Source organism: Rhodoferax sp. RT4P68, assembly GCF_056521305.1.
This window is the reverse complement of the sequence record NZ_JBWMBB010000001.1, coordinates 580,479-592,871: the sequence shown is the minus strand read 5'-3', so window position 1 is coordinate 592,871 and position 12,393 is coordinate 580,479. Positions and strand designations below refer to the sequence as shown.

Sequence of the window (12,393 nt, the reverse complement as noted above, 5' to 3'; positions counted from 1 at the left end):
GTGTCGGCCGCCATCATCAACGTTGACTACGAGCGGCCCCTGGCCGGGGCCGCCGGCACCGCCTGCGACACGCGCCATGCCTGGGCACGCGTGCCGCCCGAGCCGGCGGCTGACGAGCGCGCGCGGCTCAAGGACCGCATCCGCCACCTGCTGCGCGATCGCGATGCGGTGATGGTCTCGCACTATTACGTGCACCCGGATCTGCAGGACCTGGCCGAAGAGACCGGTGGTCTGGTCAGCGATTCGCTGGAGATGGCGCGCTTCGGCCGCGACCACCCGGCGCAGACGCTGGTCGTCTCGGGCGTACGCTTCATGGGCGAGTCGGCCAAGATTCTGTCGCCGGCCAAGCGCGTGCTGATGCCCGACCTGGACGCGACGTGCTCGCTGGACCTGGGCTGCCCGGCGGACGCGTTTGCAGCGTTCTGCGACCAGCACCCGGACCGCACCGTCGTCGTCTACGCCAACACCAGCGCGGCTGTGAAGGCGCGCGCCGACTGGATGGTCACCTCCAGCTGCGCGCTGGACGTGGTGCGCGCGCTGAAGGACCAGGGCCGCAAGATCCTGTGGGCGCCCGACCGGCACCTGGGCGACTACATCCAGCGCGAGACCGACGCCGACATGCTGCTGTGGCAGGGCGCCTGCATCGTGCACGACGAATTCAAGGCGCTGGAGCTGGAACTCATGGTGCAGGAGCACCCCGGCGCCAAGGTGCTGGTGCACCCCGAATCGCCCGCCGCCGTGATCGCACTGGCCGACGCCGTGGGCTCGACCTCGGCCATCCTGGCGGCCGCGCAGCGCCTGGACGCGCGCACCTTCATCGTCGCCACCGACACCGGCATGCTGCACAAGCTGCGCACGCTGAACCCGGGCAAGACCTTTCTGGCCGCGCCCACGGCCGGCAACGGCGGCAGTTGCAAGAGCTGCGCGCACTGCCCCTGGATGGCCATGAACGGCCTGGCCGGCGTGGTGCACGCGCTGGAGACCGGGGCGGGAGAAGTGCAGGTCGACCCGGCACTGGGGCTGCGGGCACGGCGACCGATCGACCGCATGCTGGACTTCACGGCAGGGCTCAAGAAGGGGGTACCGGCCGGGAGCTTGGTGCAGGGGATGGGGGCGGCGTGAGGGGACGGCTGGCGCGCCTGGGCCCCGCACCAGGGTGACCGCCCCGGGGCTCTACCCGATGCCGCCCGATAGGCCGCCTGGACGGCATGCACCAGCGAAGGATGCCAGGTGCCGAGCTTGGCGACTGCCCATGCGGTGCGGCCGGTGGTACCGAGAACCCACTCGGTCGGCGCTCACCAGGCGTGCACCGCATCGTCCGGAAAGCTCCCGTCCTTCACCGCCCGCACATACGCTGCCAGTGCTTCGGCAACACCCGGCGCGTCCGCCATGAAGTTGCGCACGAATCTGGCCATCTTGCCCAGGTTCATGCCGAGCATGTCGTGCAGCACCAGCACCTGGCCGGCCGTGCCACGGCCCGCGCCGATGCCGATGGTGGCGCAGTGGGCCAGCTGCTGTGTGAGCGTGGCCGACAGCGCGGCCGGCACCATCTCCAGCACCAGCATCGTGGCGCCGGCGTCCTGCAGCGCCAGCGCCTGCTGCGTCAACACGGCGGCGGCGGCTTCGCCCTTGCCCTGCACGCGGTAGCCGCCCAGCGCATGCACGGTCTGTGGCGTGAGGCCCAGGTGCGCGCAGACGGGAATGCCGCGCTCGACCAGGAAGCGCACGGTCTCGGTCGTCCAGCCGCCGCCTTCGAGCTTGACCATCTGCGCCCCAGCCTGCATCAGCACCGTTGCGCTGCGCAGGGCCTGCTCGCGCGATTCCTGGTAGCTGCCGAATGGCATGTCGGCGATCAGCCAGGCCGCGCCCTGCACGCGCTGCAGGCCACGGGCCACGCTCTCGGTGTGGTAGCGCATGGTCTCCAGGCTGACGCCGACGGTGCTGGGCAGGCCCTGGCAGACCATGCCGACCGAATCGCCGACCAGCAGGCAGTCAACCCCGGCCGCATCGGCGATGGCGGCGAAGGTAGCGTCGTAGGCCGTGAGCATGGCGATCTTCTCGCCGCGCGCATGCATGTCGGCCAGGCGCGGCAGGCTCATGGGTTTGCGGGGGCTGCCGGGCTGCAGGCCGCCGTAGACGGGGGTGGACATGGGAGGGTCTCCGTTGCAAATCAGTTGGCGGGCATGGGTCGGGGCATCAGGCCACCGCTGGCACCAGGATGGTGGGGGCCGCAGGCGCGGCCGTCAGCGGGTAGTCGCGGCTGAAATGCAGGCCACGGCTTTCGCGCCGGGCCTGGGCCGAGCGCACGATCAGGTCGGCCACCTGCACGAGGTTGCGCAGTTCCAGCAGGTCGCGCGTGACATGGAAATGGGCGTAGAACTCGTGGATCTCGGCCTTCAGCAGCGCGATGCGGTGGGACGCGCGCTCCAGCCGCTTGTTGGTGCGCACGATGCCCACGTAATCCCACATGAGGCGGCGCAGCTCGTCCCAGTTGTGCGAGAGCACGACCATCTCGTCGGCATCGGTCACACGGCTGTCGTCCCAGGCCGGCAGCGCGGCGCCAGCCTGCAGGGGCGACGCGGCAATCGCCTGGGCCACCGCGCGCGCGAACACCAGGCATTCGACCAGCGAATTGCTGGCCAGCCGGTTGGCACCGTGCAGGCCGGTGCAGGCGGTCTCGCCGATGGCGTACAGGCCGGGCACGTCGGTGCGGCCCGCCAGGTCGCTCAGCACACCACCGCAGGTGTAGTGCGCGGCCGGCACCACGGGGATGGGGCTCTGCGTGATGTCGATGCCCAGTTCGGCGCAGCGCGCCAGGATGTTGGGAAAGTGCGCGCGCAGGAAGGCCGGGCTCTGGTGCGAGATGTCCAGGTGCACGCAATCCAGGCCGTGCTTCTTCATCTCGAAATCGATGGCGCGTGCCACCACGTCGCGCGGCGCCAGCTCGGCGCGTGCGTCGTGCGCCGGCATGAAACGCGTGCCGTCGGGCAGCAGCAGCCGGCCGCCTTCGCCGCGCACGGCCTCGCTGATCAGGAAGGACTTGGCGTGCGGGTGGTACAGGCAGGTCGGGTGGAACTGGATGAACTCCATGTTCGCGACGCGGCAGCCGGCGCGCCAGGCGGCGGCGATGCCGTCGCCGGTGGCGGTGTCGGGGTTGGTGGTGTAGACGTAGACCTTGCCGGCGCCGCCCGTGGCCAGGATGGTGTGCGGCGCGCGGAAGGTGGCGACCTCGTCGCGCAGCGCGTCCAGCGCGTGCAGGCCGACGCAGCCCGGGTCGGCGCGGCCGAGCTTGCGGCCCGTGACCAGGTCGACCAGGGTGTGCTGCTCGAACACGGTGATGCCCGGCGTGGCGCGCACGGCGTCGACCAGCGCGCGCTGGACGGCCGCGCCGGTGGCGTCGGTCGCGTGCACGATGCGGCGCTGGCTGTGGCCCCCTTCACGCGTGAGATGCAGCGCGCCGCTCTCCAGCGTAAACGGCACGCCCAGCTCACGCAGCCAGGCAATGGCCGCAGGCGCCTGCTCGACGACCAGGCGCGTGGCGGCCAGGTCGGACAGGCCGGCGCCGGCCACAAGCGTGTCGTCCACATGCTGAGCCAGGGTGTCCTCTGCCCCCAGCACGGCGGCCAAACCACCTTGCGCCCATTGGCTGGCACCGTCACCCAGTGCGGCCTTGGTGATCACGGCCACGCGGTGGGTGGGGGCCAGACGCAGCGCGGCGCTGAGGCCGGCCAGGCCACTGCCCACGATCAGGACGTCGAAGTCGTGCGATGCCATGGCAACGGATGTCGGATACGGTGGGGGCTCCGCAGGCGGGCGCAGGCACTGCGCGGGCTGCGGAGGGCTGGTACCGGGGCGCAGGCCCTCGTGGGGCTGTGCCCCGGAACGGGCGGGGGCTCGCATTGGCGAGGCGCGCATCTTAGGCCAAGGCCGCAGGGGCGCGACGGGATGCAGATCGGCACCGGCGCCACCGAGCCGCCAACCGGGTTCGCCCTTGCCCGTCACACCTGCTGATGCGTACACTTTCGAGTACGAATAGGAGAGCATTGATGCACGCATTGGGCCCGCCGGCGCGCGTTGGCGCTACAGAGCGCGCCGTACGAGGCGATCGAGCCCCCTCGCCATGAGCGCCGGCGCCACGCCCCGCATGCAGCGCTACGCCAACCTGGCCGGCGACTCCGGTGTGGCCGCATACGCAGTTGCGCGGGGACAGATCACGGTACGGTTCCGGGGCGGCGCCACCTACCTCTACGATGCCGCGCACCCGGGCGCGGATGCCGTCGCACAGATGCAGCAGTTGGCCGTCGCAGGTTGTGGATTGAGCACCTTCATCAGCCGCCACGTGCGTGAGAACTACGCGCGCAAGCTGCGCTGAGCGCTGCGTGGCGGCGCGCATCAGGCACCGATCACAGGCCCATCCACGCCACCCCCCAGGAGAAAAGCACCATGCCATTCCTGCAACGACTTGTGACCCTGGCCTGCGCCGTCCTGGCATTGGCGGCCCCGGCGCACGCTGCAATGGGCCTGACGGAGATCGCCGAGACGCCGCAGGACGGCCCGATCACGCTGTACTACCCCACCGCCATGCCCGAGCGCACGGTGATGCGCGGCGCCTTTGCCCTGCGGTTGGCTGAGAACGCGACGCCTGCGCGCGGCAATGGCCGGCTGGTGGTGATCTCGCACGGCTCGGGTGGCTCGCCCTGGGTGCACCACGACCTGGCGCGCCAGTTGGTGAACGCCGGCTTCGTCGTGGCCCTGCCCAGGCACCGAGGCGACAACCACCTGGACTACAGCGGCGCCGGCCCGGACAGCTGGAAGCTGCGGCCGGCAGAAGTCTCGCGCGCCATCGACGCGGTGGGCCGCGACAGCCGCTTCGCGCCGTTGCTGTCGCTGGACCGCGTCAGCGTGTGGGGTGGCTCGGCTGGCGGCCACACGGCGCTGACGCTGGCCGGCGGCAGTTGGTCGCCGGCACGCTTTGCGCAGCACTGCGATGCCCACCTGCAAGACGACTTCCCGGCCTGCGCCGGCCTGTTCCTGGCGCAGACCGGCGGCTGGGCCGATGGCCTGAAGCGCTGGGCCGTGCGCACGGCCTTGAATTGGAAGTTCGACGACGCCAGCCCCCACACCCACCACGACCCGCGCATTGCGGCGGTGGTGGCCATGGTGCCGCTGGCGGCCGATTTCGACCCGGCCTCACTGACGGCGCCGCGCGTGCCGCTGGCACTCGTCACGGTGCGCCAGGACCGCTGGCTGGCGCCGCGCTGGCACGGCGACCGGGTGCTGCAGGCCTGCCGCAGCTGCGAGCACCTGGCCGATCTGCCGACGGCCGGCCACGGCGCCATGCTGTCGCCGCTGCCGCCGGGAATGACCGGGCTGGTGGGCGACATGCTGAACGACCCGCCGGGCTTCGACCGCACCGTGCTGCCAGCAGTGGATGCCAAGGTCGTGGCGTTCTTTGGCCGACATGTGCTGGCCCCGCCAGCCGCCGTCAGGCCTTGAAGGGTCGAGAGCAGCGGGTGGGCGGGCCTGCGCTGCGCTTGATGCTGCGGCGCCGACACCGGCAAACGTACTCCAAATGAACGATGCGCGGCCGCCGGCGCGCAGCGACAGTCGAGGAACCCGCCCAGCCTTGAGGAGCCACCATGCAGACCAGCGCCACCGTCTTCCATGCCCCCCGTGGCGCCTGCGTGCCGCCGCTGTGGTGGGCCGACCTGGAGGGTGCGGCGCCCGAGTCCGCACGCTCTGCCGGACGCATCGGCACGGCCGACCACGACTTCATCGCACTGCTGAACGCCTTCCGCGCCACCGGCGGGCTGGTGCGCGGTGAAACGCTGGCCGACCAGATGCAGCTGCGCGGCCTGGGCGGCTACGCGGCGCTGGCAAGGCTGATTGCCAACGGCGCGGTGCTGAGCTTTGCCTGGCAACAGGAGTATTGGCTGCCCGCGTTCCAGTTCGACGCCCAGCTGGCGGTGCGCGAGGCATCGCGCCGCGTCGTACAGGAACTCACAGGCGCCTTCGACGGCTGGGCCTGCGCCCGTTGGCTGGTGACGCCCCACGCCGCCCTGGCGCCGCAGACGCCGCTCGAAGCACTGGAAACCGACGCGGCCACCGTGCTGCAGGCGGCCCGCGCCGACCGCTTCCGCGCGTTGGCGCCGGCTACCGGTAGCGTGCTGCGGTGATGAACTCGCTGAAGGTCTCGCACCAGACGATCACCGTGTCGTAGGCCGCGACGTCGACAGACGCTGGCACCGGCACGACGAAGTTGTCGAAGGTCTTGACGTCGCCCACGCGCACCATGCGGGCTTTGAGCCGCGCGAACTCGGCCTCGGTCTCCACGAACGCCGGCGACAGGTAGAGCTTGTAATCTGGCCCAGGGGCCAGCCGGCCTTGCAGCGCGATGCTGGTGCGCCCCACCGACACGGTGCCCTCTCCCCAGTGCAGCACATCGCTGTCCTGCAGATCCCGACGGAACTGGCCGGTATAGGTGGCCTGCTGCGCCTGGGCCACCACGTCGCTGGCGCTGGGGCCGGCGGGTGCCGTGAGGATCGGTAACAGATAGATGCCCAGCGCAAATCCGAGCGCGCCGACGACGGCGTGGGTGGCGAGGAGGAGCAGGAGTTTGCGCATAGTGGGTGGTGCGCCCGGATTCTCCTACAGCGCGCCGGGGCTGTGCGGCAATGGCTGACTTACGGTCGGGATGCCCGCTGGCCAGGCAGGCAAGGCCCCGGCACGAGAGTGGCGCGTCTAACATCTCGCGACCGGGGAAACACCAATGCGACAACGCTCTCTCGTCCTGCTGATGGGCGTCGCCCTCGTCGGTGTGCTCGTCGCGTCCTGCGCCGGCACGCCCCGGCGCGCAGTGCCGCCGTTGCCAAGCGCCGGCACGGTGGACCTGCCGCGCTTCATGGGCCGCTGGTATGTGATCGCCAGCATCCCGACCTGGCTGGAACGCGGCGCAGTGGACGCCACCGAACACTACGCGCTGCGCCCCGACGGCACGGTGGACATCGACTTCCGCTACCGAAGGGACGGCCAGGCCAGCTCGTTCAGCCAACTCGGCTCGCGCGGCTTCGTTCTGGACGACAGCCGCGCCGTCTGGGGTGTGCAGTTCCTCTGGCCGATCAAGGCGGACTACCGCATCGCCTGGGTGGCCCAAGACTACGGCAGCGTGATCGTGGCGCGTGAAAAGCGCGACTACGTCTGGATCATGGCCCGCACGCCGACGCTGGCCGAGGACGAATACCAGCAACTGGCGCAGCGTGTCGCGGCCATGGGCTACGACCCGGCGCTGCTGGAACGCGTGCCGCACACCAGTGCCGGGGACGGCACGGCCGCGGGAACAGACAAGGGGCGCTAAAGCCCGCACGGCGCAGCGGGCACCCCGTTGGCAGCCGGGTGCGCTGGCAAAATCGCGCGTTCCGCCCCGCTGGAACTTTGCCGCCGGGTGCCCGCTCTCACGGTCCCCTCACGCCCTCGCCATGCTCCTGCGCCTTCTGCCTGCCCTTGCCCTGTGCGCCGCCGCACTGCCGGCCCTGCCCGCCCTGGGCCAGGCCGACCGTGCCGTGGTGACGACACCGCAGGTACGGGCCGAGCTGGTGGCGCTCGCACCCGAAGGCGTGCAGCCGGGCAAGCCGCTGTGGCTGGGCCTGTCGATCACGCACAAGCCCGAGTGGCACACCTACTGGAAGAACTCAGGCGATTCCGGCCTGCCGACAACCGTCGAGTGGCAACTGCCGGCCGGCTTGCAGGCGGGCGACATTGCGTGGCCGGTGCCGCGCAAGATTGCTGTCGGCTCACTGGCGAACTACGGCTACGAGAACACGGTGTTGTTGCCGGTGCCCGTGACGGTGCTGCCCGATTTCCAACCGCCGGCGCTGGCGCGCCAGATCGACATCACGCTGCGCGCGGCCTGGCTGGTGTGCCGCAAGGAGTGCATTCCCGAGGAGGGCGAGTTTCACCTGAAACTGCCGGTAGGGGGCAGCACGGCGATGCACATGGCGGCCTTCGACGCGGCGCTCGCGGCCCAGCCCCAGCCGCTGGGCGCGGGCAGCACGGTCGACATCGACGGCCAGGCGATCCGCGTGTCGGTTGCCGGGCTGCCTGCCGATCTGCGCGGCCGCACGCTGGAGTTCTTCCCCGAAACGGCCGAGGTGATCGAAACCGCGGGCGCCTGGACGCAGGCCTGGGCCGGTGATGTGTGGACGGCGCGCGTGCCGCTGTCGGCCCAGCGCAGCCAGAGTCCGCAAGCGATGCCGGTCGTGGTGGCCTTGGACGATGCCGGCGGCCAGCGCCGCGCCTGGCGCGCGGAGGCGGCCGTCAACGGCGTCTGGCCGCAGGGTGTGACGCCTGTGGCGGTGTCGCCGCAGCTGCAGGCCGCGCTGGCAGCCAATGCCGCAGCAGCCGCACAGGCCGCCCCGGTGGACACCAGTCTGCGCATCGGCTGGATGGCAGCGCTGCTGGGCGCGCTGCTGGGCGGCTTCATCCTGAACTTCATGCCCTGCGTGTTCCCGGTGCTGGCGATCAAGATGCTGTCGTTCTCGCGCCATGGCAACACCGGCTCGGCGGCGCGCACGCTGCGCGCGGATGGGCTGGCCTACAGCGCTGGTGTGGTGCTGTCGTTCGTGGCGCTGGGTGCTGTGCTGCTGGCGCTGCGGGCGGCGGGCGAGCAACTGGGCTGGGGCTTTCAGCTGCAGTCGCCGGCCGTCGTGGCGGCGCTGGCCATCTTGTTCACGCTGATGGGGCTGAACCTGGCGGGCGTGTTCGACATCGGGCAGGTGCTGCCGGGCCGCGTGGCGTCCTATGAATCGAAGCGGCCGACGGTGAACGCGTTCCTTTCCGGCGTGCTGGCGGTGGCGATCGCGTCGCCGTGCACGGCGCCATTCATGGGCGCATCCATGGGTTTTGCAATCGGACTGCCGGCGACCGAGGCGTTGGTGATCTTCGCTGTCGTCGGCCTGGGCATGGCGCTGCCGTTCCTGCTGGCCAGCGTGGTGCCCGCCGTGGTGCGCTGGCTGCCGCGGCCGGGACCGTGGATGGAGGTGTTTCGCCGATGCATGGCGTTTCCGATGTTCGCCACCGTGGCCTGGCTGGTCTGGGTGCTGGGCCAGCAGAGCGGCATCGACGGCGCTGCGGCCCTGCTGCTGCTGCTGGTGGCGCTGGCCGCCGTGGCGTGGGCGATGGGCCTGGCCGGCCGCACGCGCTGGATCATGGGCGCCATCAGCGTGGCGCTGGCGGCTGTGCTGCTGGCCACGCTGGGACCGGCCATCGTGCGGCCGCTGGAGGCCGGCACGGTCGCCCGCGCCGGCGACCGCTGGCAGCCCTGGGCGCCGGGCCGCGTCGAGCAGATCCTGGCTGGCGGCCAGCCGGTGATGGTCGATTTCACCGCCGCCTGGTGCGTGACCTGCCAATACAACAAGAAGACCACGCTGGCCAACGCGCAGGTGCTGGCCGACCTGGACGCCCGTGGCGTGCAGCTGCTGCAAGCCGACTGGACGCGGCGCGACCCGGACATCACGGCCGCGCTGAAGCAGCTGGGCCGCAGCGGCGTGCCGGTCTATGCGCTTTACACGCCGGGCCGCGCGCCGGTGGTGCTGTCCGAGATCCTGGGGGTGGACGAGCTGCGCTCGGCCATCGCCCGCCTGTGAGCCTGTTTGTGAGCCTTCTCAACCCGCAAGGAGTCGATGTGAAACAAGCAACCCGCACCCTGTTCGCCCGCCGCCGCAGCGCGCTGCTGGCCACCGCCTGCATCGCTTTGCCTGCGCTGCTGGCCGGCCAGGCCGCCCATGCCATGGCCACCGTAGGCCAGCCGGCGCCATCGTTCACGCTGCAGGACACCAGCGGCAAGACCCGCACGCTGGCCGAGTTCAAGGGCAAGACCGTGGTGCTGGAGTGGGTCAACCCAGGCTGCCCCTTCGTACGCAAGCACTACGACAGCGCCAACATGCCCGGCCTGCAGAAGGAATTCACCGGCAAGGACGTGGTCTGGCTGGCCGTGAACTCGACCGAAAAGGCGGCCTCCGATTACCTGGCACCGCCACAGCTGGCAGGCTGGATGAAGGACAAGACCGGCGCGCCCACCGCCACGCTGATGGACGAGGAAGGCACCGTGGGCAAGGCCTATGGCGCCCGAACCACGCCGCACATGTACATCGTGAACCCGCAGGGCACGCTGGTCTACGCCGGCGGCATCGACAGCATTGCCTCGGCGCGGGCGAGCGACATCAAGACGGCCACCAACTATGTGCGCCAGGGCTTGACCGAAGCGCTGGGGGGCAAGCCGATCAGCATGGCCACCACGCAACCCTACGGCTGCACCATCAAGTACAAAAGCTGACGACCCCGCGCCTCTTTCGGCTCCACACAAGGCCTACTGGTAGCATGCCCGCTGATCCGCCGCGAGGCGGAACAGCAAGACGATCCGCCATGTTCTCCGGGGTCCCCGCCACCCTCCTCCTGCGCTCACCTCCGCTCTGGCGCCTCGTCCTCGTGTGCATCGGATTTTGGGCACTGGGCGCGCCCGTCCAAAGCCGAGCCGCCGATGCCGGGCTGGACGTACGGGAAACGCTGTTGGGCATCCTGGCCTATACCCGCTGGCCGGTCGAACCCCAGCCACTGCGCCTGTGCGTGCTCGGTCAAAGCCCGCAGACGGCACAGCTGCTGCAGGAAGGGCTGGCGCGGCCCGGCCAGCCCCCCATCGACATACGCCGACCGGAGCCGGATGCCCACCTCGCGTCTCATTGCGATGCGCTGTACGTGGGCCAACTTGCGGCCGAGGCCTGGCGCGAGCTGTTGCCGCCGTTGACAGGCCGTGCCGTGCTGACCGTGTGTGAACGCTCGTCACCCTGCAGCGCGGGCGGCATGGTGCGGTTGGACATCGGCGCCAAGGGCGAGCCGGTGCGGTTCGAGGTCAATCTGGATGCCGTGGCGCGCAGCGTGGTGCGCATCCACCCGCAGGTGCTGCGCCTGGGCCGCCGCACGCCGGGGGCCGTGCCGTGAGAGGCGCCCGCCCATCCAGCGCTGTGCGCGCCGCGTCGCAAAAAGCAGACGCACATGCACGCGATGCGTCACCGCCGCCGCGCCAGAGCCTGCAGCAGGCGCTGCGCACCGCCCATCTGCGCATCGCCATGGTCAGCATGACGGCGGTGGGGCTGGTGCTGTTGCTGGCTGCGACGCTGGCACTGCGCACTTACGCCACGCACAACCTGGACTTGGTCGCCCGCTCGATCGCCTACACGGTCGAGGCCGCGGTCGTCTTCAACGACCGCGCGGCGATCGAGGAGCAGTTGACCCTGGTCGCCCAACGCGAATCCTTGCGCAGCGTGGAACTGCGCAATGCCAAGGGCGTCGTGCTGGCCCGCTACGAGCCGGCCGCTGGCAATGGCGACCGGCGCCTGCTCAAGCTGGTCGGCGACCGCATGGCCGCCTGGCTGATGCCGCACCCGGCGGTGGCGCCCGTCATCGAATCGAACCGGCGGATCGGCGAAGTGCGCCTGCACGGGGACGGCGCCATCTTCGCCCGCTTCCTGGCGAGCGCGCTCGGCGGCACGCTGCTGTGCCTGCTGCTGGTGGCGCTGGGCCTGCGGCAGGTGATGCGGCGCATGCAGCGCGACATCGTCGAGCCGGTGCAGGGGCTGATCGCCATGACGCACGGCGCCCGCACGCAGCACGCCCGCACCCACCGCGCGCCGGCCTCTGCGATCGCCGAGTTTCATGACCTGGGTGAAGACTTCAATGCGCTGCTGACCGAGATCGAGCTGCAGCAGGCACAACTGGCGCAGGAGAACCGCTCACTGTCGCACCTGGCGAACCACGACAGCCTGACCGGTCTGTACAACCGCGCGTTCTTCAGCCGCCGCCTGGCGCGCATGCTGCAGGACGCGGAGGGCGAAGGCACGCACATCGGCGTGCTGTACATGGACAACGACCACTTCAAGGAGGTCAACGACCGCTACGGCCACGGCGTGGGCGACCTGCTGCTGGTCGAGGTGGCCAAGCGTATCCGTGCACAGCTGCGCGAGGGCGACCTGGTGGCGCGGCTGGGGGGCGACGAGTTCGCAGTGCTGCTGGCGCCGGTGCACCACCAGCGCGACGCCCTGCGCATCGCCGAGAAGATCAACCTTGCCATGGCCGAGCCGCTGCCCGGTCGGCCCGACATCGTGCCCTCCGTCAGCATTGGCGTGGCGGTCTATCCGCAGCACGGGGAGACGGCAGAGCACTTGCTGCGCGCCGCGGACCGTGCCATGTACCGCGTCAAAAAAATCCGGCGTGGCACCAGCCGGGTGTTCGACGACTCGCGCATTGCCAGCGACATTCCGGAGCACTGACCCCGCACACCCCTTTCCGCGTCTACGTCCAAGAAAAGAATACATATGAAGGCCCGGCATCTCCGAGCAGAAA

General features: G+C 70.5%; 12 protein-coding genes. 9 read left to right on the top strand and 3 right to left on the bottom strand.

What is annotated here, in order from left to right:
- Nucleotides 1-1,122: a quinolinate synthase NadA gene (gene nadA, locus AC099J_RS02800; protein ID WP_479613668.1), complete on the top strand. Its 1,122-nt coding sequence runs from the start codon at nt 1-3 to the stop codon at nt 1,120-1,122.
- 173 nt (nt 1,123-1,295) lie between these two features.
- On the opposite strand, the gene panB is transcribed toward nadA, so the two are convergent.
- Nucleotides 1,296-2,150 (bottom strand): 3-methyl-2-oxobutanoate hydroxymethyltransferase, encoded by an 855-nt coding sequence (gene panB, locus AC099J_RS02795; RefSeq protein WP_479613667.1) that lies wholly within the window; start codon nt 2,148-2,150, stop codon nt 1,296-1,298.
- A 46-nt stretch (nt 2,151-2,196) separates the two neighbouring features.
- The gene (gene nadB, locus AC099J_RS02790) at nt 2,197-3,774 is read right to left on the bottom strand and encodes an L-aspartate oxidase (protein ID WP_479613666.1); all 1,578 of its coding nucleotides are present in this window, start codon (nt 3,772-3,774) and stop codon (nt 2,197-2,199) included.
- Nucleotides 3,775-4,120: 346 nt separating this feature from the next.
- On the opposite strand from nadB, the gene AC099J_RS02785 reads away from it, so the two are divergent.
- From AC099J_RS02785 to AC099J_RS02775, 3 genes are all read left to right on the top strand, one after another.
- A complete protein-coding gene (locus AC099J_RS02785; RefSeq protein ID WP_479613665.1) occupies nt 4,121-4,372 on the top strand; it encodes a hypothetical protein in 252 nt (83 codons plus the stop codon).
- 71 nt (nt 4,373-4,443) lie between these two features.
- Entirely contained in the window at nt 4,444-5,496 is a 1,053-nt protein-coding gene (locus tag AC099J_RS02780) for an alpha/beta hydrolase family protein (protein WP_479613664.1), read from the top strand.
- 143 nt (nt 5,497-5,639) lie between these two features.
- Nucleotides 5,640-6,176: a hypothetical protein gene (locus AC099J_RS02775; protein WP_479613663.1), complete on the top strand. Its 537-nt coding sequence runs from the start codon at nt 5,640-5,642 to the stop codon at nt 6,174-6,176.
- On the opposite strand, the gene AC099J_RS02770 is transcribed toward AC099J_RS02775, so the two are convergent.
- Nucleotides 6,154-6,624: a DM13 domain-containing protein gene (locus AC099J_RS02770; protein WP_479613662.1), complete on the bottom strand. Its 471-nt coding sequence runs from the start codon at nt 6,622-6,624 to the stop codon at nt 6,154-6,156. The two genes, AC099J_RS02775 and AC099J_RS02770, sit on opposite strands and share 23 nt — an antisense overlap.
- Before the next feature lie 145 nt (nt 6,625-6,769).
- On the opposite strand from AC099J_RS02770, the gene AC099J_RS02765 reads away from it, so the two are divergent.
- The 5 genes from AC099J_RS02765 (at nt 6,770) to dgcN (ending at nt 12,320) form a co-directional block, all read left to right on the top strand.
- A complete protein-coding gene (locus AC099J_RS02765) occupies nt 6,770-7,354 on the top strand; it encodes a lipocalin family protein (protein WP_479613661.1) in 585 nt (194 codons plus the stop codon).
- Between the two features lie 121 nt (nt 7,355-7,475).
- Nucleotides 7,476-9,641 carry a protein-disulfide reductase DsbD family protein gene (locus AC099J_RS02760; protein WP_479613660.1) on the top strand — a complete coding sequence of 722 codons (2,166 nt, stop codon included), beginning with the start codon at nt 7,476-7,478 and terminating at the stop codon, nt 9,639-9,641.
- 38 nt (nt 9,642-9,679) lie between these two features.
- The gene (locus tag AC099J_RS02755) at nt 9,680-10,330 is read left to right on the top strand and encodes a thioredoxin family protein (protein WP_479613659.1); all 651 of its coding nucleotides are present in this window, start codon (nt 9,680-9,682) and stop codon (nt 10,328-10,330) included.
- 152 nt (nt 10,331-10,482) lie between these two features.
- Complete coding sequence (gene yfiR / locus AC099J_RS02750) at nt 10,483-10,992, top strand: regulatory sequestration protein YfiR (RefSeq protein ID WP_479613658.1); 510 nt, start codon at nt 10,483-10,485, stop codon at nt 10,990-10,992.
- Nucleotides 10,989-12,320, top strand: coding sequence for a diguanylate cyclase DgcN/YfiN (dgcN, locus tag AC099J_RS02745; RefSeq protein WP_479613657.1), 1,332 nt, complete (start codon nt 10,989-10,991; stop codon nt 12,318-12,320). The genes yfiR and dgcN overlap by 4 nt, the downstream gene beginning before the upstream one ends.
- The last annotated feature ends 73 nt before the right edge of the window (nt 12,321-12,393 follow it).